Origin of the sequence: Variovorax sp. YR566 (assembly GCF_051992195.1) — a bacterium.
Lineage (GTDB): Bacteria > Pseudomonadota > Gammaproteobacteria > Burkholderiales > Burkholderiaceae_C > Variovorax.
In genome coordinates, this window is the sequence record NZ_CP197092.1 from 304,120 (window position 1) to 326,392 (window position 22,273).

Below are 22,273 nucleotides of genomic sequence, written 5' to 3' on the forward strand. Positions count from 1 at the left end.
CTCACACCGAAGCCATCAGCGCGTCGTCGAAGATCGCGACCGCGCGCGTCCACCCCGCCGACGCGCCGCGGATCTTGTGCGGAAAGCAGCTGATGAAGAAGCCCGTGGGTGGTAGCACCTCGAGGTTGTGCAGCTTCTCGATGTGGCAGTAGCCGATGTCGCGGCCAGCCTTGTGGCCTTCCCAGATCAGCGAGGCGTCATGCGTCTCGCCGTACTTCTTCGCGGTGTGCACGAAGGGCGCGTCCCAGCTCCATGCGTCGGTGCCGGTGAGGCGCACGCCGCGCTCGAGCAGGTACATCGTCGCCTCGTAGCCCATGCCCGCGCCGGCCGACACGTAGTCGGGGTTGCCGTAGCGCGAGCCGGCGCGCGTGTTGACCACCACGATCTCCAGCGGACTCAGCGTGTGGCCGATGCGCTTCAACTCGGCCTCGACGTCGTCGGCCGTCACCACGTAGCCGTCGGCGAAGTGGCGAAAGTCGAGCTTCACGCCCGGCTGGAAGCACCATTCGAGCGGCACGTCATGGATCGCGATGGCGGGCTTCTTCTCGCCCAGCGCCTTGTCCATGGTCGAGTGGAAGTGATAGGGCGCATCGAGGTGCGTGCCGTTGTGCGTCGACAGCTGCACCAGCTCCACCGCCCAGCCTTCGCCGTCGGGCAGGTCTTCGCGCTGAAGGCCGGGAAAGAAGGGCTCGATCTGCTCGTAGGTCTGCTCGTGCGTGAAGTACTGGATCTTCGGTGCGAAGGCCGGCGGGTCGGAGAGCACGTCGTTTTCGAGAAAGATCGAGAGGTCGACGAATTTGCGTGGCATGGCGGGGCTCCTTGTGGGGTGTTCGTGTTGGAAGAAAAGGAAAGAGAGGGAAAGAGAAGAGGAAGGAATCAGGGCTGCTGCCAGCGCAGCAGGCGTTTCTCGGCAAAGGCCAGCAGCGCGTTGCTCGCGAAGCCGATGAGCCCGAGCAGCACGATGCCGGCGAACAGGTCGCTCGCGCGAAAGGCGCGCGCGGCCAGCAGAATGGCCTGGCCCAGGCCGCTTTGCGAGGCGATCATTTCGCCCACCACCGCGACGATCAGCGCAATGGTCAGCGCGAGCCGCATGCCGGCCAGGATGTCGGGCATTGCATTGGGCAGGCCCATCTTCCAGATGTACGCCGCGCGCGACATCTGCAGGCAGCGCGCCACTTCCGACAGGCGCGGCTCCACCGCCGCGAAGCCGTGCACCGTGGCCAGCAGCACCGGCCACATCGCGCCGAAGGCGACCACGAAGAGCACCATGCCGGGGTTCAGCCCGAAGATCGAAATCGCCAGCGGCAGCAGCGCCGAGGCGGGCAGGGGGCGAATGAACTCCAGCGTCGGCTGCACCCACGCACGCACCGAGGGCGACACGCCGATGGCCGCGCCCAGCAGCACGCCGAAGAGCGAAGCGAGCAGCCAGCCCTCGATCATCCGGCCCACAGTGGCCTGCGTGAAACCGAGCAGTTCGCCGTTGCCGCCTTCGCCGGAGAGGTTGAGTCCTTCGAGCAGGCTGGAGAAGGTAGCCTGCGGCGTCGGCAGGAACACGCGGCTGACCCAGCCCGCGTTGCTCGCGACCCACCACAGCGCGATCAGCGCGAGCAACACGCCCAGCGAGCCGAGCCAGTTCAGACCGGTGCGATCGTTGTTGTTGCCGCTCATGACGGCACCCCCATGCGCCGCGACACCACGCGCTGCAACAGCAGCATGCCCGCATTGACCGCAAAGCCCACCACCCCGATCCAGCCCAGCCAGGCGAGCATCAGCGCGGGGTCGAAGCTCTGCTGCGCGATCATCATCGCGTAGCCCATGCCATTCGGGTTGGCGGCGATCTCCACCGTCACGGCCACCACCAGCGCCACCGCCACGCCCAGCCGCAGCGCGACGAACAGGCGCGGCACGATGGCCGGCAGCACGATCTTGAAGGCCCGCTCACGCGCCGACAGGCCCAGCACGCGGCTGACTTCGAGCAGCCGTGGCTCGATCTGCTGCACCGCCGACTGCACCAGCACCAGCAGCGGCCAGAAGGTGGCAAACGCCACGATGGCCAGTTCCATGCGCACGCCGAAGCCGAAGGTCAGCATCGCGAGCGGAATCAGCGCGACCGAAGGCACCGGGCGCAGCACCTCGATGGAGACGGAGCCGAGCTGCGCCGCGCGGCGCGAGAGTCCGAGCACCAGGCCCAATGCGATGCCGAGCACAGCGCCCAGCAGCAAACCAAGTGCCGCGGTGCCGAGCGTGAAGCCGGTGGCCTGCCAGAGCGAGCCATCCATGGCCGCGCCGACGAATGCCTTGGCCGCAGCACTCGGCGGCGCCAGCGCATCGCTGCCCAAGGCCGCTGCGCGTCGCGCGTACCACTCGAAGGCTCCGACGAGCACCACCGGAAACACCCACGGCCGCAGCCAGCGGAAGAGGCGGTTCTCAGTCATGGCCCTGCTCGATGAAGGCGAACAGTTCACGCCGCAACTGCAGGTACTCAGGATGCTCCTTCGTCGTAAGCTGGTCGCGCGGCCGGGGGATCTTCACGTCGATCATCCGCGCGAGACTCGGCCGCCCCGGCCCCGGGTTGGCCTGCAACGCGATCACGCGGTCACCGAGGTAGATGGCCTCTTCCAGGTCGTGCGTGACGAACAGCACCGTGAGCCCGTCATCGCGCACCAGTCGCGCGAGCTCGTCCTGCAGGCTTTGCCGCGTGAGCGCGTCGAGCGCGCCGAAAGGCTCGTCCATCATCATCAGCTCGGGCTTCTGCGCGAGGCAGCGCGCAATCTGCGCACGCTGCTGCATGCCGCCCGACAGCTGCACCGGAAACTTCTGCGCATGCTTCGCGAGGCCGACCTTGCCAAGCACGTCGGCGATGCGCGGCGCGCGTTCGACGGCGGGCACGCCAGCCGCCTCCAGCGCAAGGCTCACATTGCCTTCCACCGTGCGCCACGGCAGCAGCGCGCGGCCGTAGTCCTGGAACACGAAAGCGACTTCGCGCGAAGGCTCGGTCATCTTCACGCCGTTGCGCCGCACCTCGCCCGCGCTCGCGGTGACGAGCCCGCTGGCTGCGCGCAGCAGCGTGGTCTTGCCGCAGCCGCTGGGGCCGACGATGCAGACGAACTCGCCGCGCGCCACGTCGAACGAAGTGGGCGACAGAATCTCGCGCCCGCCGAGGCGGATGGTCACGCCGTCGAAGCGCAGGAAGGGAGTGGCTTGCATCGTGGGGCTGGCCGGCGAATGAAAGGCGCTCGCCGACAGTGCGGCGCGTGCGGTGATGGGGGCAGGTGCTGAGATCACTTCGCCACCAGCTTCGCAACGTCGATGCTCGTCTTGAGCATGTCTTGCTCTTTCATCAGCCCGGTCCAGTAGGCGAGCTGCTTTTCCGTTACCACGGGGCCGGGCGGCGAGATCTGCACCTTGGCCAGCACTTCGGGCGGCAGCTTGATGTACTTGCCGATGGCAGCGCGCACCTTGGCGTCGTTCTTCGGCTGCTGCATGAACCCACCCGACTCGACCAGTGCTTCGCGAAAGGCGCGTGCCGCCGCCGGATTCTTTGCCACCCACTCGCGCTTGGCCGCATGCACGATGGTCTGGTTGTTCTCGGGCAGGAAGGTCGAGTAGTACGAAGCCACGTAGCCCGCGCCGCTCTCGGTGATGCGGCTCATGAACGGGTCGGCCGACACCACCGCGTCGACCGAGCCGCCGCGCAGCAGGTCGGCATGCTGCGGGAATGCGGCCTCGACGAAGTTGACCTTGCGGTAGTCCACGCCGCTGTCTTTCAGCCATGCGCGGAAGGTCACGTGCAGGAAGGCGCCGAGGCCCGGCACGCCGATCTTCTTGCCAATGCAGTCTTGCGGACCCTTGATGCCCGAGCCCGCGCGCGCCACCAGGCCGAAGCCGGTGATGGTCTTCGAGGTGAGGCCGCCGCCGGCCACCAGCACCAGGTCGAGCCCGCCATCCACCGCCTGCAGGAACACCGAGGGCGTGGGCCCGCCGATCTGCAGCGAGTCGGATTGCAGCGCCGCCGGGATCGTCGAGTTCAGCGGGATGAACTTGAGCTCGACCTCGAGATTGCGCTTCTTGAAGTAGCCCTCTTCGGCCGCCACGAACACCGAGGCAAAGTCGGTCACGGCCGTGTAGCCGAACACGATCTTCGGGTTGGACTGGGCGCGCGAAGGCAGCGCGGCAATGGCCGACGTCGCGGCAAGCGCCGACAGCAGGGTGCGTCGTTTCATCATGGCTTTTGTCTCCTGGAGATGGTCTTGTTCGTGCGTGGGGTCTTGGGCCGCGGCAGCGCGGCGCGCAGGCCGCCGACGATGAAGCTCACCAGCATCGGCGCCACGGCCGGGTCGGCGCGCGTGTTCTCGCCGCGCGAGAGCCGTTCGATGCGGCTGTCGTTCAGGTGGTGCAGCAGCGAGCCCAATGCGAACTGATAGCCCCAGGCCGCCTGGCTGCGCGTGGCATGCGGCAGCGCGACGTGCAGCGCATCGATGTACGCCTCGGCCAGCGGGTCGAAGTAGGCGCGCAGCACGCGGTCGGCTTCCTCGGTGGCGTGGTACAGCTCGCGCGCGACCAGCAGCGCGTAGTACTCGCCCTCCGAACTTGCGCGCAGCGCCAGCACGGGCGCGGTGAAGGCTTCGATGATGCGCGGCAGCGTGCGCGCGTCGTCGGGGTCGATATTCACAGCGGCCAGCCCCGCGAGCCGCGCCTCGATGGAGTGGCCCCAGTGCTCGAAGATCGCGTGAAACAGCTCGTGCTTCTGGCCGTAGTAGTAGCCCACCAGCGCCAGCGGCACGCCGGCCTCCTCGGCGATCTGGCGGATCGTCACCACGTGGTAGCCGTGCTGCGCAAAAAGCTTCTCGGCCGCCAGCAGGATCGCCTGCTTGCGATCGGGCCGCGCAGTCGCGATGGCGACTGCGGCGGGGGAAGGCGTCGCAGCGCGCGAGGTGCTGCGCCTTGCGGCAGGTGTGCGGGTGCTCATGAGGGCGTATTGAACGCTTGTACAAAAACATTGAACACGCGTACAAACCCTGAGGTCAACCCCGATTGAGCACGGTCGTTCGCAGCGCTACGCTCGTGCCATGTCCGCTCCCAACATCCCCCAGATCCGCCTCTATCAAGACTGGCTGCGCGAGACGCGCGGCCTCGTGTTCGACAGCTACGACGCCCTGTGGCGCTGGTCCGTCACCGAGCTCGACGCCTTCTGGCAGAGCATCTGGGACTACGCCCGCATCGAGTCGCCCACGCCGCACACAGCCGTGCTCGCCGAATCGCGCATGCCCGGCGCGCGCTGGTTCCCGGGCGCCCAGGTCAACTACGCCCGCGAGGTGCTGCGCCATGCCGATGCGGCACACGCGGCCGGCATGCCCGCCATCGTGAGCGACAACGAACGCGGCGAAGTGCGCGAGATGTCGTGGCCCGAAATGCGCCGCCAGGTCGCTTCGGTAGCGCTCACGCTCAAGTCGCTCGGCGTGCAGCGCGGCGATCGCGTTGCGGCCTACATGCCCAACGTGCCCGAGACCATGGTGGCCTTTCTCGCGTGCTCCAGCATCGGCGCGATCTGGAGCGTGTGCGCGCCCGACATGGGCACGGCCGCAGTGGCCGACCGCTTCCGCCAGATCGAGCCCAAGGTGCTGATCGCCGTCGACGGTGTTCACTACGGCGGCAAGCCGCTCGACCGCAGCGCCGTGCTGCAGGAGCTGCGGGGCCAGCTGCCGAGCGTGCAGAAGCTGCTGCTCGTGAAGTCGCCGTACGCCGCCAGCGCAGTGCCGCATGACGTCGACTGGGCGCAGGCCATCGACCGCAACGATGCCGAGGTCGCAGCCTTCGAGCCCGAATGGCTGCCCTTCGACCACCCGATCTGGATCGTCTATTCGAGCGGCACCACCGGCCTGCCCAAGCCCATCGTGCACGGGCAGGGCGGCATCATCCTCACCATGCACGCCTGCGGCCTGCACAACGACGTGGGCGCGAGCTACGGCGCCAACAACTTCGGCGAGCGCTACCACTGGTACAGCTCCACCGGCTGGGTCATGTGGAACTCGCAGCTTTCGGGCATGGCCTTCGGCGCCACCATCTGCATCTACGACGGCAACCCGGCGGGCAGCAAGGAGAAGCCCGACTGGAGCGTGCTGTGGCGCTTCGTGGCGCGGCACAAGGTCACGTTCTTCGGCGCGGGCGCGGCTTACTTCACCAACTGCATGAAGGCCGGCCTTGTCGCAAAGGAATGCGGCGATCTGTCGCGCGTGCGTGCACTCGGCAGCACCGGCTCGCCGCTGCCCGAAGAGGTGCAGCGCTGGGGCTCGAAGCAGATTCTCGAGGCGGGTTCGAAAGAGGTGTGGTGGTGCAACATTTCCGGCGGCACCGATTTCTGCGGCGCCTTCGTCGGCGGCAACCGCGACCTGCCCGAAGTGCCGGGCCAGATGCAGTGCCGCGAACTCGGCCATGCGGTCGAGGCGTGGAACGAGCAGGGCCAGCCGGTTATCGGCGAAGTCGGCGAGCTGGTGTGCACCAAGGCCATTCCGTCGATGCCGCTCTACTTCTGGGGCGACGAAGGCAATGCGCGCTACGTGTCGAGCTACTTCGACACCTACCCCGGCGTGTGGCGCCACGGCGACTGGATCAGGATCGGCGAGGACGGTGGCTGCATCATCTACGGCCGCAGCGACGCGACCATCAACCGCCAGGGCCTGCGCATGGGCACCAGCGAGATCTACAGCGCCGTCGAGGGCCTGCCCGAGGTACTCGACTCGATGGTGGTCGACCTCGAATACCTGGGCCGCGACAGCTACATGCCGCTGTTCGTGGTGCTGCGCCCCGGCGTGTCGCTCGACGACGCCATGCGCACGCGGCTCAACAACGCCATCAAGACTTCGCTGTCGCCGCGCTTCGTGCCCAACGACATCTTCCAGGTGGCCGAGATCCCGCGCACGCTCTCGGGCAAGAAGCAGGAGCTGCCGATCAAGAAGCTGCTGCTGGGCCAGCCTATCGAGAAGGTGGTCAACCGCGAGGCGATGGCAAACCCCGGCAGCCTGGACTGGTACGTGGCCTTTGCCGCACAGCGTGCCTCCGCAAGTGCCTCCGCATAATGGCCGCATGAGAAGACGCACCAGCCTCCTCATGTTCTCCGTCATCGCAGGCGCCTCGTTGCTGAGCGCTTGCGCAGTGCCTTCTTCGCCAGCTGCAGGCGGTGCCGCGCAGCTTCGCGTGAGCGGCACCGTCACCTACCGCGAACGCATCGCGCTCGACCCCGCGGCCGAAGTCGTGGTGCAGTTGCTCGACGTGTCGCGCATGGACGCGCCCTCGACCGTGCTTGCCGAGCAGCGCATCAAGGCCAACGGCAAGCAGGTGCCCTTTGCCTACGAGCTGAAGGTGGATGCCGCGCGCATCGACCCGCGCATGCGCTACGCCGTGTCGGCGCGCATCTCGCGTGGCGACCAGCTGCTGTTCATCAACGACACGCAGTATTCCGTGCTCACGCAAGGCGGCGCCACCAGCGCCGACCTGGTGCTGGTGCGCGTCGCCCAGGCTCCGCGCTAGGAAGTCATCAGCTCGTAGAGCACCATGCGCGTCTGCCGGCCGCGCAGTTCCGCCTGCTCCTCGATGCGCCGCGTGTGAAGCCGGCCGCCGAGCCCGGCGAAGGTGGTTTCCGACATCAGCGTCTGCGTGCCGAGCTGCTTGTTGAAGCCCTCGATGCGGCTCGCCACGTTGATCACGTCGCCGAACGCCGTGTACGACAGCCGGTCGTTCGAGCCCAGCACCCCCGCGATCACCGTGCCTGTATGGATGCCCACGCGCGTGCGGAACTCGGGCAGGCCCTGTGCCGCCCACTTGCGGTTGAGATCGTCCATCTCCACGTGCAGTTCCAGCGCGGCCAGGCAGGCCTTGTATTCCGCGTCCTTCAGGTCGGAGGGCGCGCCCCACAGCACCATGATGCCGTCGCCGATGAACTTGTCGACCACGCCGCCGTGCCGCGCGAACACGCCCGTCGCCAGGTTGAAGTACTCGGTCAGCATGACCACCAGCACGTCGGTGTCGAGCGACTCCGAGATCGAGGTGAAGCCCTCCACGTCGGTGAACATCACCGTCACGCGCCGCGGTGAGCCGCTGGGTGCGAGCGTGTGGCCCGCGTCGATCAGCTGGTTGATCACGTCCACCGGCACGAACTTGCTGAAGGCCTTCAGGCTGCGCGCCGAGTCGTCCAGGGCCTGGTCCAGGTGCTGTATCTCGAGCACGCGGCTCGGTTCGCGCGGCAGGTTGTCCAGCTCCAGCAGGCCGATGCGGCGCGCGATGTGGGAGAGGTTCTCGACCGGCGCAGTCACCAGCTTCGACAGCTTCAGCGACATGAACAACGCCATTGCCAGGAAGACCAGCGCCAACGCGAGGCCCCACAGCACCGCGCGATGCAGGTCGCCCAGCAGCATGTCTTCGGGCACCCAGCTCACCAGTTGCCAGCCGGTGCTGGGAATGCGCGAGGCCTGCACCAGATAGCGGCGGCCTTCGTGGGTGAAGGAGAACTCGGTGTCGGTGCCGCCGCCCGCCGTGCCGTCGGCCACCATGTGCGCATGCAATGCACCGAGCACGCCGCTGGGCGGCTGCAGCTCGTGCAGCACGCCCGGCATGTCGCTGCGCGCGAGCACGCGGAAGTCGGCGCTCAGCAGCGCGCTGTCGCCGTAGCCGTCGCTGCTGAACTGGCGCACGAATTCCGACAGCCGCCCGAGCGACACGTCGCCCGCCACCACCAGCGCCTGCGCGCTGCTGTCGGCGTAGCGGCGCTTGCTGGGCAGTGCGTAGGTCACGCCAAGCTCCTGCGCGGCTGCGAACACGTACGGCTGCGTCCAGATGGGCCCCTGTGCCTTGCATGCCTGCACGTACCAGCTGCGCTGCGTCGGGTTGTAGTTGCTGCGGAACGACTCGAGGCGCTGCGTGGCATAGCGCTGCTGCACGTCGGCCTCGGCATCCAGCGGCAGCTTGTACTGCCAGGTCTCGGTGGTGGAGCCTGCGCCGCGCTCGATGTAGCGCATGGCCGGCACCGGGTAGCGCAGCGCCATCAGCATCTGGCCCTTCTCGTTGCTGACGTAGATGCTGTCGAGCTCGGGCGACTGCTGCAGCAGCGTCCAGAGCAGCTCCGCCGTTCTTTCGGAGTGCTCGCCCGCGGGCTGCAGGCTGGGGGCGGTGCCCACCGCGTTGATGACCGACTCGGCCTTCTGCAGAAAGGCCAGCACCTTGTCTTCGGTGCGGTCATGGTTGGCCTTGTGCGCGGACACGCCGATGCGCGACACCAGCCGCTGCGAGCCCCAGTAGCCGAGCGACACCAGCAGCAGCGACTGGGCCAGCGCCACCACGCTGACGATGGTGCCCACGTCCACCCGGAAGCGGCGCGAGCGCCCGGCCGGTGCCGGTTGTGTGACAGATTTTTCGACCGACGGCTTTCCAGCCACTTCCGGATTCCCGGAAGAGTTCTTGTTGTTCATACAGCTCCCTGACGACCACTCGAACGCACCCGCTGCAGCGAAGCCGCGGGCCGACCTTCGGTGAGCCACGGCCTCGATCGTTGGTGTCGGGGATCCTGGTGGCGCCGGAGGCGGGCGCGATTTTCGCTCGACTTCGGCTGTCTGTGCGGTACTGAACAGCGCCGCGGTGGCTCAGGCCTGTCTAGACCGGAGTCGTGGAAGCGCGTGGGAGCGGCCCTTCAGCGCGCGTCGTGAAAGATGATGCCCAGCGTATGCCGCCGCCCCGAACGCACGCGGCTCACGCCGTGGCGCATCGTCACGCGGTAGCTGCCGCGCGTGCCGGCCACCGGCCGCTGGTTGACCGCGAAGATCACCGCCTCGCCCTGCGCGAGCGATACCACCTCGGCGCGCGACTGCATGCGCGGGCGCTGCTCGGTCAGCACGAACTCGCCACCGGTGAAGTCTTCGCCCGGCTTGCTCAGCAGCACCGTGAGCTGCAGCGGAAACTGCAGGTCGCCGTACAGATCCTGGTGCAGGCAGTTGTAGTCGCCCTCGTCGTAGCGCAGCAGCAGCGGGGTGGGGCGCAACTGGCCCGCCGCGTGGCAGCGCGCGAGATACGCGGTGTGGTCCGGCGGATAGTCGGCCGGCTGGCCCATCGCCGCGGCCCACGCATTGGCCAGCGGCGCGAGGCGTTCGTACAGCGCGCTGCGGTATGCCGCGAGCCTGGGCGGCAGCGGGTTTGCAAAGTATTGGTACTCGCCTTGTCCGAAGCCGTGGCGCTGCATCACCACGCGGCTGCGAAAGTGGTGGCCTTCGTCGTACATGGCTGTGAGCGCGGCGCATTCCTCGGGAGTGAACAGCTGGCCGGTGACGGCGCAGCCGCGGGCGGCGAGGTCCGCTTCGATGCGGGGCCAGTCGAGCGAATCGATGCGGGAAGGCTTTCTTGTCATGCGCCCAGTGTCCCGCCCGCGGGCCCGCAAGGCTCGCCGTTTCCGGACGCGGGTTTCGGGCATGGGCTTTGGCGCCCCACATGGCGAGAAAGTCACCGGCCCTTTCAAGCTGCCCCGCGTTCGGGCTCCTGCCGGGCCTGCTCCAGCAGCCAGTCGCTGAAGAACTTCAGCAGCGGCCGCTGATCGGCCCGCTCCGGCGTCACGAGGTAGTAGTTGCGCTCGCCCGACAAGGGCCGTGCGCACGCCACCACCAGCTCGCCGCGCGCCAGTTCGTCGGCCACCAGCATCGTCGGCATCAGCGCCACGCCGAGCCCGTGCGACGCGGCCGCGGCCAATATCGAGAACAGCTCGTAGCGCGGACCACCGCGCGCGTTGGGCGCGTCGATCTGCTGCGCGTCGAACCACTGGCGCCAGCCGTCGGGCCGCGTGCTTTGCTGCAGCAGCGGCATCTTCGCGATGGCGGCCGGCGTCACGGCCTTGCCGCGTGGGAGCAGCGACGGGCTGCACACCGGCACCACGTCTTCGTGCATCAGCAGCAGCGCGCGCGTACCGGCCCAGTTCTCTACCTGCGCGGGCGTGCCGGCGTACAGCGCGGCGTCGAACTCGGCGTCGGCAAACAGAAAGGGGCGTGTGCGCGTCTCGATGTGCACCACCACGTCGGGCTGCAGCGCCGCGAAGCCCTTCAGGCGCGGCATCAGCCAGCGGGTGGCGAAGGTGGGCACGGCCGCCAATGAGAGCGAGCCGCCTTCGCCCTGGTGGGCCATTGCGTCGAGCGTGTCGCGCTCCATCGCTTCCAGCCGCTTGGTGATCTGCCGCGCGTAGGCCGCGCCGCTGGCCGTGAGCGCTACCCCGTGCCGCGTGCGGCGGAACAGCGCCACGCCGAGGAAGGCTTCGAGCGTGCCGATCTGGCGCGACACGGCGCTTTGGGTGAGCGCCAGTTCCTGCGCAGCGCGGGTGTAGCTCTCGTGGCGCGCGGCGGCGTCGAAGCACACGAGGGTTTGCAGGGGTGGAATCTTGCGGCGCATGTATGCCTCGGGTGTATGTATGAAACCCTGGCCTCACCAATGAAGAGGCCGATCGAACATCTTGCAAGACATTCTACGAACGCATATCTGGGTGCGGAATCATCGTTTGCGTCATGCCCCCCGCATGGCTAGCATCGGCCCCATTCCCCCTCTTTTCACCTTTCCCCTAATTTCCGGAGACAGCCACATGGCCGCCAAAGCGCAATTCCACTGGGACGACCCCCTTCTTCTCGACCAGCAACTGACCGACGAAGAACGCATGATCCGCGACGCGGCCAATGCCTACTGCCAGGAGCGCCTTGCGCCCCGCGTCATCGAAGGCTTCCGCACCGGCGAGACCGACCCCGCCATCTTTCGCGAAATGGGCGCGCTCGGCCTGCTGGGCCCGACGATCCCCGAGCAGTACGGTGGCCCCGGCCTCAACTACGTGGCTTACGGCCTGATCGCCCGTGAAGTCGAGCGCGTCGACTCGGGCTACCGCTCGATGGCCAGCGTGCAGAGTTCGCTGGTGATGGTGCCGATCTTCGAATTCGGCACCGAAGCGCAAAAGCAGAAGTTCCTGCCCAAGCTCGCCACCGGCGAATGGATCGGCTGCTTCGGCCTGACCGAGCCCGACCATGGCTCCGACCCCGGCAGCATGGCCACGCGTGCCAAGAAGGTGCCGGGCGGCTACTCGCTCAGCGGCTCGAAGATGTGGATCAGCAACTCGCCCATCGCCGACGTGTTCGTGGTGTGGGCCAAGGAAGTCAGCGAAAGCGGCACGGTCGGCCCCATCCGCGGCTTCGTGCTCGAAAAGGGCATGAAGGGCCTGTCGGCTCCGGCGATCCACGGCAAGGTCGGCCTGCGCGCCAGCATCACCGGCGAGATCGTGATGGACGGCGTGTTCTGCCCCGAAGAAAACGCCTTCCCCGAAGTGCAGGGCCTCAAGGGCCCGTTCACCTGCCTCAACAGCGCCCGCTACGGCATCTCGTGGGGCGCGATCGGCGCCGCCGAAGACTGCTGGCATCGCGCCCGCCAGTACACGCTGGACCGCAAGCAGTTCGGTCGCCCGCTCGCCGCCAACCAGCTCATCCAGAAGAAGCTGGCCGACATGCAGACCGAAATCACGCTGGGCCTGCAAGGCAGCCTGCGCCTGGGCCGCATGAAGGACGAAGGCATCGCCGCGGTGGAAATCACCTCGATCATGAAGCGCAACAACTGCGGCAAGTCGCTCGACATCGCCCGCATGGCGCGCGACATGATGGGCGGCAACGGCATCAGCGACGAGTTCGGCGTGGCCCGCCACCTGGTGAACCTGGAAGTGGTCAATACCTACGAAGGCACGCACGACATCCACGCGCTCATCCTGGGCCGCGCCATCACCGGCATCGCAGCCTTCGCCAACTGAGCCGCATGACCAAGCCCGCAGCACTCGACGGCATCAGAGTCCTCGATCTGTCCCGCGTGCTCGCGGGCCCGTGGTGCACGCAGATCCTGGCGGATCTGGGCGCCGACGTCGTCAAGATCGAGCGCCCCGGCGTCGGCGACGACACGCGCACCTGGGGTCCGCCCTTCATCAAGGACGCGGACGGCAACGACACCGACCAGGCGAGCTATTTCACGTCCTGCAACCGCAACAAGCGCTCGGTCACGGTCGACATGGCCACGCCCGAGGGGCAGGCGCTGCTCAGGCAGATGGCGGCGCAGGCCGACATCGTGGTCGAGAACTTCAAGACCGGTGGCCTGAAGCAATACGGCCTCGACCACGAGAGCCTGCGCGCGGCCAACCCGCGCCTCATCTACTGCAGCGTGACCGGCTTCGGCCACGACGGCCCTTATGCCGAGCGCGCGGGCTACGACCTGATGATCCAGGCCATGACCGGCATGATGAGCATCACCGGCCGCCCCGATGACGTACCCGGTGGCGGCCCGTTGCGCGTGGGCGTGGCGCTCACGGACCTGTTCACCGGCGTCTACGCGAGTACCGCCATCCTCGCGGCGCTGCAGGTGCGTGACCGCACAGGCGAAGGCCAGCACATCGACATGGCGCTGCTCGACGTGGGCATGGCCATCCTCGCCAACCAGGCGAGCGCGTTCCTCAACACCGGCAAGGCGCCCGAACGCCAGGGCAACACGCACCCGAGCCTTGCGCCGTATCAGGACTTTCCGACGCAAGACGGCTCGATGCTGCTGGCCATCGGCAACAACGGGCAGTTCGCGCGCTTCTGCGAAGCAGCCGGCCATCCGGAATGGGCGACCGACGCGCGCTTTGCCACCAACACACTGCGCGTGAAGCACCGTCTGGTGCTGATCCCGATGATGGAAGAACTCACGCGCACCCGCACCACGGCCGCGTGGGTCACGCTGCTCGAAGACAAGGCCGTGCCCTGCGGCCCGATCAACGACATCGCCCAGGCCTTCGACGATGCGCAGGTCAAGGCGCGCGGCCTTGCGGTCACGTTGCCGCGCGATGCGGGCGACGGCATCGCGAGCATCACGGGCGTGGCGAGCCCGCTGCGCCTGACGGCCACGCCGCCCGTGCTGCGCCATGCACCACCGGCGCTGGGCCAGCACACGCAGGAAGTGCTGGCGGAAATGGGCATCGACGCCGCCCGCTTCGACGCCCTGCGATCGGCCGGCGTGGTCTGACCACCAGGCAGCCATGACGAGCCCGATGCGCACGCCACCGTTCTCGGTGCTGCGCATCGACCACATCGTGCTGCGCGTGAAGGACATGGAACGCGCCATCACGTTCTACCGCGACGTGCTGGGCTGCGCCATCGAGAAGCGCCGCGACGACCTGGGGCTCGTGCACCTGCGCGCCGGCGCGAGCCTGATCGATCTCGTCACGCCCGATGGCCCACTGGGCATGCAGGGCGGGGCGCTTGCCGGCGTGGAAGGCCGCAACGTCGATCACATCTGCCTGCGCATCGAGCCTTTCGACGAAGCCGCCATTCGCGCGCTGATGGTTGCCCACGGCGTAGCGGTGAATGGCGAGGTGCAGAACAACTTCGGCGCCGAGGGCAATGGCCTCTCGATCTACATCGCCGACCCCGACGGCAACACCGTCGAGCTCAAGGGCGCTCCTCGCTGACCTGCGGCTCGACCGAGCGGCCGCTTTGTACGCCAGTGTGTCTGGCCGTCCGCGGCACACATGGGCATGCAAAAGTGCGCCCCGCTCGACACATCGCGGATACAGCCCGCCGATTCAATCCATGCATCGCCATTCCGGCGAGCCTGAAAGGAATCCCCATGAGCTCCACCACCGCAAAGATCCTCTACACCGGCAAGACCCACACCACCGGCGGGCGCGACGGCGCATCGCGCAGCGACGACGGGCGCCTCGACATCCGGCTTTCGTCGCCCGGCACCTCTGGCGCGGGCACCAACCCCGAGCAGCTGTTCGCCGCGGGCTGGTCGGCCTGCTTCATCGGCGCGATGGGCAAGGCGGCCGGCGCGATGAAGATCAAGCTGCCCGCCGACCTGGCCGTCGATGCCGAGGTCGACCTTGCCAACGAAGACGGCCAGTACTTCCTGCGCGCGCGCCTGAACGTGAGCCTGCCGGGCCTCGAGCGCGAAACCGCCCGCGCTGTGGTCGACGCCGCGCACCAGACCTGCCCGTACTCCAAGCTCACGCGCGGCAACATCGACGTCGAGCTCAACCTGGTCTGAGCGCCGCAGCCTCAGCCAGCCCGCCCGATGGTCGCCACGCCGAACACGATCACGCCCAACACCAGGTTCACCATCACCAGCTTGCGCACGGTGTTGAGCCGCGCGGCCGCCACCGGCCAGGCGCTTTCTTCCACCGCGCGCCGCATTGCCTTGAACACCGAGGCGCGGATGTAGACGTAGATGGCGGCCATCACGATTGCGATGCTCATCATCGCCTCGATGCGCCAGTGCAGGCCGCGGAAGCCGCCCGTCGAGAGGATCATCGCCACGCCGGTCACGAACAGCAGCGTGACCGACGCGTCCACCCCCACGAAGAAGCGCCGCAGCGTCGCGGCCATCATGCGCAGGCGCAGCGGCGGCTCCAGCGTGGCGACGGCGGAAGGGCGCACCGCGAAGTGCATGGTCGCCATGCCGCCGACCCAGAAGGCGGCGCAGAGCAGGTGGATGAAAAGCGGAATGGCGTACGACATGGGGCCCGATCAGAACACCGAAAGGGCGAGGGGCGCAATGTCGTGCCTCATGCCGCAGTGCTTCGTGCGCGCGAGGCGGCGCGCTTCTCCGCTTTCTCCGGCTTGTCCTTGCTGGCGGCCAGATCGGCATATCGCCGCATGTCGGCCACCACGCACCGCAGCAATTCCGCCGCGGCCGGCGACAGCATGCGCCCGTGCCGCGACACGATGTGCGAGCGGCCCTGCGACAGCAGCGGGTTCTTCATCGGCAGCTCGATCAGTTCGGGGTTGGTGGCGTTCGGCGTGAGCGAGATGCGGGTGCCCAGCGCATAGCCCAGCCCGGCCGACACGAAGTGGCCGAGCGCGCTGAACGAGGTGGTGGTCAGCAGCGATGGCAGCCGCACGCCCTCGCTGACTTCCGCTGCCTCGATGTGCTGGCGCACGCCGAAGTTGCGGTGCAGCGTGGCGCCCGGGTAGGGCAGCAGGTCGGCCAGCTTCAGCGGACGGCCCAGCTGCGCGAGCGGGTGCGTGGCCAGCACCAGCGCCTGGATCGGCTGCGAGTGCGACTGGTGGGAGGTGAGCCTGTCGTCCTTCGGCGGCTGGAACAGCATGCCGATGTGGGCGCGTTCCTCGACCACGCGCTGCACGATCTCGTCGGTGCTCGCCACGTCGAGGTCGATGGTGATCTTCGGGTGCGTGGTCATGAAGTCGCGCAGGCTGTGGCGCATGAGCCAGTCGACGTACCCCTCGCCGGCCACGACGTCGATGTGGCCGCGCTCGATCTTGCGGATGCTGTCCATCTGCGCCATCAGGTGCTGCTTCTGGCTGTTCTGGCGCCGCACGTAGCCAGCCAGCATCTCGCCCGCGTCGGTGGGCACCACGCCGCGGCCGTGGCGCTCCAGCAGCGGCACGCCGCACTCCTGCTCGAGGATGCCGATGGCGCGGCTCACGGCCGAAGGGTCCATGTCGAGCACGTCGGCGGCGCCGCGCACCGAGCCGCTGTCGAGCACCTGCATGAAGTAGCGCACGCGGCGCGTGTCGAGCTTGTCGTCCATGGCCCGGTCTCCTGAAGTTCGTGGCGAGTGTTGCATTCAATGCATCGAATATCCCGATTTACGGTCATTGATGCAATAGACCTGCAAGCCGAAACTCGCCGGCACCCCGCAGGTACTGCGCCACGAAAAGACGCCCCACCCATGACCTCTGCTGCCTCCGTCCTTGCCGCCGCCGCGCCTTCCAGCGCCTCCGGAAAACTCAAGCTCGCGCTCGTAACCCTGGCCATCGTGGCCGTGGCCGAGCTCATCGGCCCGGTGCAGTTCAGCGTCGGCCCGGGCAAGGTGGCGCTGCTGCCGATGCTGTGGGCGCTGCTGATCGCAGCCGCATGGGGCATCGCGCACAGCCGTGTGCCGGGCGTGGCGCGCGTGGCGACTGCCGAGCAGTCGTTTGCCGGCGGCCTGCTGAATGCGGGCCTGCTGCTGTTCGTGGTGAAGCTGGGCCTCACCGTCGGTGCCGCGCTGCCGCAGGTCAAGCAGGCCGGCTGGGCGCTGCTGTTCCAGGAGTTCGGCCATGCGCTGGGTACTCTGGCGCTGGGCCTGCCGCTGGCGCTGCTGCTGGGCATCAAGCGCGAGGCGGTGGGCGCCACCTTCTCGGTGGGCCGCGAGGGCAACCTCGTGATCATCGGAGAGAAGTACGGCATGGCCTCGCCCGAGGGCCGCGGCGTGCTGGCCGAGTACATCACCGGCACGGTGCTGGGCGCGCTCTTCATCGCGGTGCTGGCGGGTTTCATCGCCAGCCTGCACATCTTCGACCCACGCTCGCTGGCCATGGGCGCCGGCGTGGGCTCGGGCAGCCTGATGGCCGCGGCGCTGGGCGCCATCGCCGCGCAGCAGCCGGCCGAGATGCTGCCGCAGCTCACCGCCATCGCTGCCGCGTCGAACCTGCTGACTACGGTGGCAGGCTTCTACTTCACGCTGTTCCTGTCGCTGCCGTTGTGCTCATGGCTCTACGGCAAGCTGGAGCCGGTGCTGGGTCGCTTCTCGAAGCGCGGCGCGCAGGACTCGGCAGGCACGGGCGCCGTGTCGCAGGTCAGCGTGGCGCATGGCGGTGCCTTGCCACTGCGCGACACGCTCATCGCCTGGGCGGTGGTGGGTGGCGGCGTGCTCATCGGCAATTCGCTGACCTACAAGGTGCCGATGCTGGTCTCGCTCGAAGGCATGGCTGTGGTGGTGGCGATCGCGCTGGTGGTCGAGGGCATCAAGCGCCTCGTGCCGCGCCTGCCGATGGTGCTGGTGCTGTCGGTGGTGGCCACGGTGGTGGGCATTCCGGGCCTGTTCCCGTTCTCCGACGCGCTGATCGCGCTCACCGCTAAGCTCAACTTCCTTGCCTTTACGACGCCGGTGCTGGCGCTGGCCGGCTTCTCCGTCGCGAAAGATTTGCCGGTGTTCCGCCAGCTGGGCTGGCGCATCGTGGTGGTGTCGCTCACCGCCACGGCCGGTACCTTTCTCGGCGCCACGCTGATCGCCGAATTCTTCCACTGACAACCCACGAGAGAACTGCCATGTACCGCGACCCCGACATCGACGAAGACACCCGCGCCCGCATGCTGAGCTGGCGCCGCGACATTCACGCCAACCCCGAGACCGCCTTCGAGGAACACCGCACCGCCAACGTCGTCGCCAACGCGCTGATGCTGATGGGCCTGACGGTGCATCGCGGCCTGGCCGGCACTGGCGTGGTCGGTACGCTGAAGAATGGGGAGGGCCCGGGCATCGCGCTGCGCGCCGACCTCGATGCGCTCAACATGCAGGAGCTGGGCACGCAGGCGCATGCGTCCAAGTGCGCTGGCAAGATGCACGCCTGCGGCCACGACGGCCACACCGCCATGCTGCTCGGCGCGGCCGAGCACCTGTCGCGCCACAAGCCCTTCAAGGGCACGGTGCACTTCGTGTTCCAACCAGCCGAAGAGAACGAGGGTGGTGGCCGCGTGATGGTGGAAGAGGGCCTGTTCGAGCAGTTCCCCGCCGACGCCGTCTACGGCATGCACAACTTCCCGGCCCTGCCGCGCGGCCAGTTCGCGATCCGCAAGGGCACGATGACGGCCTTTCTCGACACCTTCGAGATCGTCATCACCGGCGAGGGCAGCCACGGCGCCATGCCCGAGACCGGCATCGATTCGGTGGTCGTCTCGGCCCAGCTGGTGAACGCGCTGCAAACCATCGTGAGCCGTCGCACCGGCGCGACCGATTCGGCGGTGGTGAGCGTCACGCAGATCCACGGCGGCGACACCTGGAACGTGATCCCCGAGACCGTGGTGCTGCGCGGCACCGTGCGCACGCTCGACCCCGTCATTCAAGACCAGACCCAGGCCGCGATGCAGCAGATCTGCGACGGCGTTGCGGTCACGCACGGCGCCCGGGTGGCGCTCGACTACCGCCGCGGCTACCCCGGCGTGGTCAACACGCCCGCCGAGACCGACGCCGCCATTGCCGCCGCCGCCAGCCTGGTCGAGCGCGAGCAGGTGCACACCGACATCCCGCCGGCCATGGGCTCGGAAGACTTCGCCTTCATGCTGCAGAAGCGCCCGGGTGCCTACATCGGCATTGGCGCGGGCGAGGGCCCGAACGACCCGAACGTGCACAACCCGTACTACGACTTCAACGACGCCATCCTGCCGCTGGGCGCCGCCTACTGGGTGGCGCTGGTCAAACAGCAGCTTCCCGTCGCATGATGCGCTGATGCTCTCTGCCTTCGACATCTTCAAGATCGGCATCGGCCCGTCCAGTTCGCACACCGTCGGGCCGATGCGCGCGGCGCTGCTGTTCGCGCAATCGCTCGAGCGGCGCGGCGTGCTTGCGCAAGTGGCGCGGCTGCATGTGGACCTGTTCGGCTCGCTCGGCGCCACCGGGCACGGCCACGCGACTGACCAGGGCGTGATCCTCGGGCTCTTCGGCGACGCGCCTGACACGGTGCGGCCCGAGACCGTGCAGCCGCGGCTCGAAGCGCTTCGCCGCACCGGCCAGCTGAGCCTGCTGGGCACCACGCCCATTGCCTTCGACCGCGTGCGCGACATCGCCTTTCGCGGTGAAGAGTCGCTGCCCGAACACCCCAACGCCATGCGCTTCACGGCCTTCGCGGCCGATGGCGGCACGCTGGCCGAGGCCACGTACTTCTCGGTCGGCGGCGGCTTCGTCGTCGAAGGCGGGCAGGCCGTGGCCACAACGATGGCGGCTGCTTCCGCCGTGCCGCATCCCTTCACTACCGGCGACGAACTCATGGCGCAATGCCATGACAACGGCCTGTCGGTGGCCGCGCTGGTCATGCGCAACGAATGCGTGTGGCGGCCCGAGGCTGAAGTGCGCAGCGGCCTGCTGCGCATCTGGGGCGTGATGCAGCAGTGCGTGCAACGCGGCTTCGGCATCGACAACCCGCTGGCCGCGCATGCGCTGCCCGGCCCGCTGCGCATGCGACGCCGTGCCCCCGAGCTGAACCGTGAGCTGCTGGCGCAAGCCGGCGCGGCCGACCCGCTCGCGGTGATGGACTGGGTCAATGCCTTCGCGATGGCGGTGAACGAGGAGAACGCAGCCGGCGGCCGCGTGGTCACCGCGCCCACCAACGGCGCTGCGGGCGTGGTGCCCGCGGTGATGCACTACTACCAGCGCTTCGTGCCGCAGGCGAGCGACGAGGGTATCGTCGACTTCCTGCTCACCGCGGCGGCCATCGGCATGCTCTACAAGACCAACGCTTCCATTTCGGGCGCCGAAGTCGGTTGCCAGGGCGAGGTGGGCGTCGCCTGCTCGATGGCGGCCGGCGCGCTGGCCGCGGTGCTCGGCGCCACGCCGGCGCAGGTCGAGAACGCGGCCGAGATCGGCATGGAGCACAACCTCGGCCTTACCTGCGACCCGGTCGGCGGCATGGTGCAGATCCCCTGCGTCGAGCGCAACGCCATGGGCGCGGTGAAGGCGATCAATGCGGCGCGCATGGCTCTGCGCGGCAACGGCAGCCACTACGTGTCGCTCGACGCGGTGATCCGCACCATGAAGCAGACCGGCGAGGACATGAAGTCGACGTACAAGGAAACCTCGCTCGGCGGCCTCGCGGTGAACGTGGTGGAGTGCTGACCGCGCCGAAGCTCAGGGCACGAACATGTCCCACGGCGCCTTGCCCTCCGGCAGCCGGGGCCGTTCGGTGAGCGAAGCCAGTGGCTCGCCGGCCTCGAAGCGCGCAGCCAGCGCTTCGGGGTCGAACACCACGCCCATGAAGTTCTCGGCATAAGCGCCACTGGCGAAGAAGGCGCTGACTTCCTCGGCTGTCTCGAACACGTCGTGCTGCAACTCGAGCCGGTGGCCGTCGGGGTCGCGGTAGTACATCGAGATGGTCGGCCCGTGGTTGATGCACCAGTAGGGCCGGATGCCGCGCGCGGCCAGGCGGCGATGGTTGGCCAGCAATTCGCCGAGCGAGCCGTAGGTGAAGGCGATGTGCTCCAGGCCCGTGCTCGCGTCGGCTTCGTGTTTCAGCTCCGGTCCTGCGATCAGGCCGATGCGGTGGTGCTCGTCGTCGTAGGTCAGGAAGCACAGCATCTCGTTCTCGAACGCGGCATGGGCCTGCAGCACGTCGAGGTACCAAGCACGCGAACGCGCCAGGTCGCTCACGCGCAGCACTACGTGCGCCAGCTTGACGGGGCTGAGCGCGGTGCGCGTGAAGTCGGGTAGCGGGCGTACCGGGGTCGCAATGTCGTTCATGGGTGTCTCCTTCTTTCTTTGGGGGGCGCAACGCTCAGCCGGCGGGTTCGGCAATCACGCGGTTCTCGATGTGGCCGATGCCTTCGATCTCCACGCGCACCACGTCGCCCGGCACCAGGTAGCGCGGCGGGTCCATCAGCCCGCCGACTCCAGCGGGGCTGCCGGTGCTCAGCACGTCGCCCGGCTCCAGCGTGAAGGCGGTGCTCAGTTCGACCAGCATGGCCTCGATGCGGTGGATCATCTGCGCGGTGTTGCCGTCCTGCCGCAGCTCGCCGTTGACCCAGGTGCGCAGCCGTAGCGCGTGCGGGTCGGCAATCTCGTCGCGCGTCAACAGCCAGGGCCCGAAGGGGCCGTGCGTGTCGAAGGACTTGCCCAGCGTGTGCGTGGGCGCGCGCATCTGCCAGTCGCGCACGCTCATGTCGTTGACCACCACGTAGCCCGCGACCATGGCCATCGCGTCTTCCGCGCGCACGTGGCGGCAGCGCCTGCCGATGACCACGCCGAGTTCGCCCTCGTAGTCGAACTGGTCGGACACGCGGGGCTTGTGCACCGCATCGAAGGGGCCGGCCACGCACGACACCTGCTTGTTGAACCACACCTGGCCCGGTGGCCGCACGAGCCCCAGCTTCGCGGCCTCCTCCAGGTGCGAGGCGTAGTTGCCGCCGAGCCCCAGGAACTTCTGCGGCGCGGGAATGGGCGCCGCCAGCCGCACGCCGGCGAGTGCCACGCGGGGTGCTTCCGCGAGCGCAGCGTGCAGCCACGCCATGCCTTCGTCGCCGCGCGCAAGGAGCTCGCGCAGCCCGGGCGGCGCGCCGGGCTGGTCCGTCAGGTCGGCGATTTCCTCGTTTCGGACCACGCCGAAGCGAAGGGCGTCGCGGTGGTGGAAGCTGGCGAGTTTCATGGCGTGTGCTGGAACGGGTGGTTGACCGACAGGGAGCGATCGATGATGCTGGTGGAACGAACGCAGAACAATTCGCCCGGCATGAACGGATCGTTCTGCCGGTGGAACGAAAAACAGAA

At 68.1% G+C, this 22,273-nt stretch carries 22 protein-coding genes; 9 read left to right on the forward strand and 13 right to left on the reverse strand.

Annotated features, from left to right (window positions below):
- Nucleotide 1: 1 nt before the first annotated feature.
- The 6 genes from ACTG4X_RS01525 to ACTG4X_RS01550 all read right to left on the reverse strand — a co-directional run bounded on the left by ACTG4X_RS01525 (nt 2) and on the right by ACTG4X_RS01550 (nt 4,969).
- Entirely contained in the window at nt 2–808 is an 807-nt protein-coding gene (locus tag ACTG4X_RS01525; protein ID WP_093076564.1) for a cyclase family protein, read from the reverse strand.
- Nucleotides 809–876: 68 nt separating this feature from the next.
- A complete protein-coding gene (locus ACTG4X_RS01530) occupies nt 877–1,668 on the reverse strand; it encodes an ABC transporter permease (protein ID WP_093174783.1) in 792 nt (263 codons plus the stop codon).
- A complete protein-coding gene (locus ACTG4X_RS01535) occupies nt 1,665–2,435 on the reverse strand; it encodes an ABC transporter permease (protein WP_093076568.1) in 771 nt (256 codons plus the stop codon). Before ACTG4X_RS01535 ends, ACTG4X_RS01530 begins: the two co-directional genes overlap by 4 nt.
- Nucleotides 2,428–3,285, reverse strand: a complete 858-nt coding sequence (locus ACTG4X_RS01540; protein ID WP_097197492.1) for an ABC transporter ATP-binding protein — start codon at nt 3,283–3,285, stop codon at nt 2,428–2,430. The genes ACTG4X_RS01535 and ACTG4X_RS01540 overlap by 8 nt, the downstream gene beginning before the upstream one ends.
- On the reverse strand, nt 3,282–4,226 hold the full coding sequence (locus tag ACTG4X_RS01545) for an ABC transporter substrate-binding protein (RefSeq protein WP_097197491.1): 945 nt from the start codon (nt 4,224–4,226) through the stop codon (nt 3,282–3,284). Before ACTG4X_RS01545 ends, ACTG4X_RS01540 begins: the two co-directional genes overlap by 4 nt.
- On the reverse strand, nt 4,223–4,969 hold the full coding sequence (locus ACTG4X_RS01550; protein ID WP_093174788.1) for a TetR/AcrR family transcriptional regulator: 747 nt from the start codon (nt 4,967–4,969) through the stop codon (nt 4,223–4,225). The genes ACTG4X_RS01545 and ACTG4X_RS01550 overlap by 4 nt, the downstream gene beginning before the upstream one ends.
- 100 nt (nt 4,970–5,069) lie before the next feature.
- On the opposite strand from ACTG4X_RS01550, the gene ACTG4X_RS01555 reads away from it, so the two are divergent.
- The gene (locus ACTG4X_RS01555) at nt 5,070–7,076 is read left to right on the forward strand and encodes an acetoacetate--CoA ligase (protein WP_097197490.1); all 2,007 of its coding nucleotides are present in this window, start codon (nt 5,070–5,072) and stop codon (nt 7,074–7,076) included.
- 7 nt (nt 7,077–7,083) lie between these two features.
- Nucleotides 7,084–7,527, forward strand: coding sequence for a YbaY family lipoprotein (locus ACTG4X_RS01560; RefSeq protein ID WP_257014426.1), 444 nt, complete (start codon nt 7,084–7,086; stop codon nt 7,525–7,527).
- Here ACTG4X_RS01560 and ACTG4X_RS01565 read toward each other — a convergent pair.
- The 3 genes from ACTG4X_RS01565 to ACTG4X_RS01575 form a co-directional block, all read right to left on the reverse strand.
- A complete protein-coding gene (locus ACTG4X_RS01565; protein WP_097197489.1) occupies nt 7,524–9,461 on the reverse strand; it encodes an adenylate/guanylate cyclase domain-containing protein in 1,938 nt (645 codons plus the stop codon). The two genes, ACTG4X_RS01560 and ACTG4X_RS01565, sit on opposite strands and share 4 nt — an antisense overlap.
- Before the next feature lie 218 nt (nt 9,462–9,679).
- Nucleotides 9,680–10,390: a 2OG-Fe(II) oxygenase gene (locus ACTG4X_RS01570; RefSeq protein ID WP_097197488.1), complete on the reverse strand. Its 711-nt coding sequence runs from the start codon at nt 10,388–10,390 to the stop codon at nt 9,680–9,682.
- A gap of 104 nt (nt 10,391–10,494) precedes the next feature.
- On the reverse strand, nt 10,495–11,415 hold the full coding sequence (locus ACTG4X_RS01575; protein WP_093174801.1) for a LysR substrate-binding domain-containing protein: 921 nt from the start codon (nt 11,413–11,415) through the stop codon (nt 10,495–10,497).
- Nucleotides 11,416–11,602: 187 nt separating this feature from the next.
- On the opposite strand from ACTG4X_RS01575, the gene ACTG4X_RS01580 reads away from it, so the two are divergent.
- The 4 genes from ACTG4X_RS01580 (at nt 11,603) to ACTG4X_RS01595 (ending at nt 15,066) form a co-directional block, all read left to right on the forward strand.
- Nucleotides 11,603–12,802, forward strand: coding sequence for an acyl-CoA dehydrogenase (locus ACTG4X_RS01580; RefSeq protein ID WP_093057036.1), 1,200 nt, complete (start codon nt 11,603–11,605; stop codon nt 12,800–12,802).
- Nucleotides 12,803–12,807: 5 nt separating this feature from the next.
- Complete coding sequence (locus ACTG4X_RS01585) at nt 12,808–14,043, forward strand: CaiB/BaiF CoA transferase family protein (RefSeq protein ID WP_440533115.1); 1,236 nt, start codon at nt 12,808–12,810, stop codon at nt 14,041–14,043.
- 13 nt (nt 14,044–14,056) lie between these two features.
- The gene (locus ACTG4X_RS01590) at nt 14,057–14,488 is read left to right on the forward strand and encodes a VOC family protein (protein ID WP_440533116.1); all 432 of its coding nucleotides are present in this window, start codon (nt 14,057–14,059) and stop codon (nt 14,486–14,488) included.
- A 158-nt stretch (nt 14,489–14,646) separates the two neighbouring features.
- Entirely contained in the window at nt 14,647–15,066 is a 420-nt protein-coding gene (locus tag ACTG4X_RS01595) for an organic hydroperoxide resistance protein (RefSeq protein ID WP_093057033.1), read from the forward strand.
- Between the two features lie 11 nt (nt 15,067–15,077).
- Here the strand turns inward: ACTG4X_RS01595 and ACTG4X_RS01600 are convergent, their stop codons facing one another.
- Both ACTG4X_RS01600 and ACTG4X_RS01605 read right to left on the reverse strand, forming a co-directional pair.
- The gene (locus ACTG4X_RS01600; protein WP_093076580.1) at nt 15,078–15,536 is read right to left on the reverse strand and encodes a CopD family protein; all 459 of its coding nucleotides are present in this window, start codon (nt 15,534–15,536) and stop codon (nt 15,078–15,080) included.
- Nucleotides 15,537–15,583: 47 nt separating this feature from the next.
- On the reverse strand, nt 15,584–16,570 hold the full coding sequence (locus ACTG4X_RS01605) for a LysR family transcriptional regulator (RefSeq protein WP_440533117.1): 987 nt from the start codon (nt 16,568–16,570) through the stop codon (nt 15,584–15,586).
- 141 nt (nt 16,571–16,711) lie between these two features.
- Here ACTG4X_RS01605 and ACTG4X_RS01610 point away from each other — a divergent pair, with 141 nt between their 5' ends.
- From ACTG4X_RS01610 to ACTG4X_RS01620, 3 genes are read left to right on the forward strand one after another with little or no spacing between them, the layout of a single operon-like run.
- Entirely contained in the window at nt 16,712–18,052 is a 1,341-nt protein-coding gene (locus ACTG4X_RS01610) for a DUF3100 domain-containing protein (RefSeq protein WP_093174809.1), read from the forward strand.
- A gap of 20 nt (nt 18,053–18,072) precedes the next feature.
- Entirely contained in the window at nt 18,073–19,242 is a 1,170-nt protein-coding gene (locus ACTG4X_RS01615) for a M20 aminoacylase family protein (RefSeq protein ID WP_440533118.1), read from the forward strand.
- A gap of 4 nt (nt 19,243–19,246) precedes the next feature.
- Nucleotides 19,247–20,632 carry an L-serine ammonia-lyase gene (locus tag ACTG4X_RS01620; RefSeq protein ID WP_440534352.1) on the forward strand — a complete coding sequence of 462 codons (1,386 nt, stop codon included), beginning with the start codon at nt 19,247–19,249 and terminating at the stop codon, nt 20,630–20,632.
- A 12-nt stretch (nt 20,633–20,644) separates the two neighbouring features.
- On the opposite strand, the gene ACTG4X_RS01625 is transcribed toward ACTG4X_RS01620, so the two are convergent.
- Nucleotides 20,645–21,253 (reverse strand): VOC family protein, encoded by a 609-nt coding sequence (locus tag ACTG4X_RS01625; RefSeq protein ID WP_093057027.1) that lies wholly within the window; start codon nt 21,251–21,253, stop codon nt 20,645–20,647.
- Between the two features lie 34 nt (nt 21,254–21,287).
- Nucleotides 21,288–22,154 carry a fumarylacetoacetate hydrolase family protein gene (locus ACTG4X_RS01630; protein WP_440533119.1) on the reverse strand — a complete coding sequence of 289 codons (867 nt, stop codon included), beginning with the start codon at nt 22,152–22,154 and terminating at the stop codon, nt 21,288–21,290.
- Nucleotides 22,155–22,273 lie beyond the last annotated feature (119 nt).

What these genes read in the sequence shown, in the direction of transcription:
- ACTG4X_RS01525 (WP_093076564.1), bottom strand. Translation starts at nt 808, where the DNA reads ATGCCACGCAAATTCGTCGACCTCTCGATCTTTCTCGAAAACGACGTG.
- ACTG4X_RS01530 (WP_093174783.1), bottom strand. Translation starts at nt 1,668, where the DNA reads ATGAGCGGCAACAACAACGATCGCACCGGTCTGAACTGGCTCGGCTCG.
- ACTG4X_RS01535 (WP_093076568.1), bottom strand. Translation starts at nt 2,435, where the DNA reads ATGACTGAGAACCGCCTCTTCCGCTGGCTGCGGCCGTGGGTGTTTCCG.
- ACTG4X_RS01545 (WP_097197491.1), bottom strand. Translation starts at nt 4,226, where the DNA reads ATGATGAAACGACGCACCCTGCTGTCGGCGCTTGCCGCGACGTCGGCC.
- ACTG4X_RS01550 (WP_093174788.1), bottom strand. Translation starts at nt 4,969, where the DNA reads ATGAGCACCCGCACACCTGCCGCAAGGCGCAGCACCTCGCGCGCTGCG.
- ACTG4X_RS01555 (WP_097197490.1), top strand. Translation starts at nt 5,070, where the DNA reads ATGTCCGCTCCCAACATCCCCCAGATCCGCCTCTATCAAGACTGGCTG.
- ACTG4X_RS01560 (WP_257014426.1), top strand. Translation starts at nt 7,084, where the DNA reads ATGAGAAGACGCACCAGCCTCCTCATGTTCTCCGTCATCGCAGGCGCC.
- ACTG4X_RS01565 (WP_097197489.1), bottom strand. Translation starts at nt 9,461, where the DNA reads ATGAACAACAAGAACTCTTCCGGGAATCCGGAAGTGGCTGGAAAGCCG.
- ACTG4X_RS01570 (WP_097197488.1), bottom strand. Translation starts at nt 10,390, where the DNA reads ATGACAAGAAAGCCTTCCCGCATCGATTCGCTCGACTGGCCCCGCATC.
- ACTG4X_RS01575 (WP_093174801.1), bottom strand. Translation starts at nt 11,415, where the DNA reads ATGCGCCGCAAGATTCCACCCCTGCAAACCCTCGTGTGCTTCGACGCC.
- ACTG4X_RS01580 (WP_093057036.1), top strand. Translation starts at nt 11,603, where the DNA reads ATGGCCGCCAAAGCGCAATTCCACTGGGACGACCCCCTTCTTCTCGAC.
- ACTG4X_RS01585 (WP_440533115.1), top strand. Translation starts at nt 12,808, where the DNA reads ATGACCAAGCCCGCAGCACTCGACGGCATCAGAGTCCTCGATCTGTCC.
- ACTG4X_RS01590 (WP_440533116.1), top strand. Translation starts at nt 14,057, where the DNA reads ATGACGAGCCCGATGCGCACGCCACCGTTCTCGGTGCTGCGCATCGAC.
- ACTG4X_RS01595 (WP_093057033.1), top strand. Translation starts at nt 14,647, where the DNA reads ATGAGCTCCACCACCGCAAAGATCCTCTACACCGGCAAGACCCACACC.
- ACTG4X_RS01600 (WP_093076580.1), bottom strand. Translation starts at nt 15,536, where the DNA reads ATGTCGTACGCCATTCCGCTTTTCATCCACCTGCTCTGCGCCGCCTTC.
- ACTG4X_RS01605 (WP_440533117.1), bottom strand. Translation starts at nt 16,570, where the DNA reads ATGGACGACAAGCTCGACACGCGCCGCGTGCGCTACTTCATGCAGGTG.
- ACTG4X_RS01610 (WP_093174809.1), top strand. Translation starts at nt 16,712, where the DNA reads ATGACCTCTGCTGCCTCCGTCCTTGCCGCCGCCGCGCCTTCCAGCGCC.
- ACTG4X_RS01615 (WP_440533118.1), top strand. Translation starts at nt 18,073, where the DNA reads ATGTACCGCGACCCCGACATCGACGAAGACACCCGCGCCCGCATGCTG.
- ACTG4X_RS01625 (WP_093057027.1), bottom strand. Translation starts at nt 21,253, where the DNA reads ATGAACGACATTGCGACCCCGGTACGCCCGCTACCCGACTTCACGCGC.
- ACTG4X_RS01630 (WP_440533119.1), bottom strand. Translation starts at nt 22,154, where the DNA reads ATGAAACTCGCCAGCTTCCACCACCGCGACGCCCTTCGCTTCGGCGTG.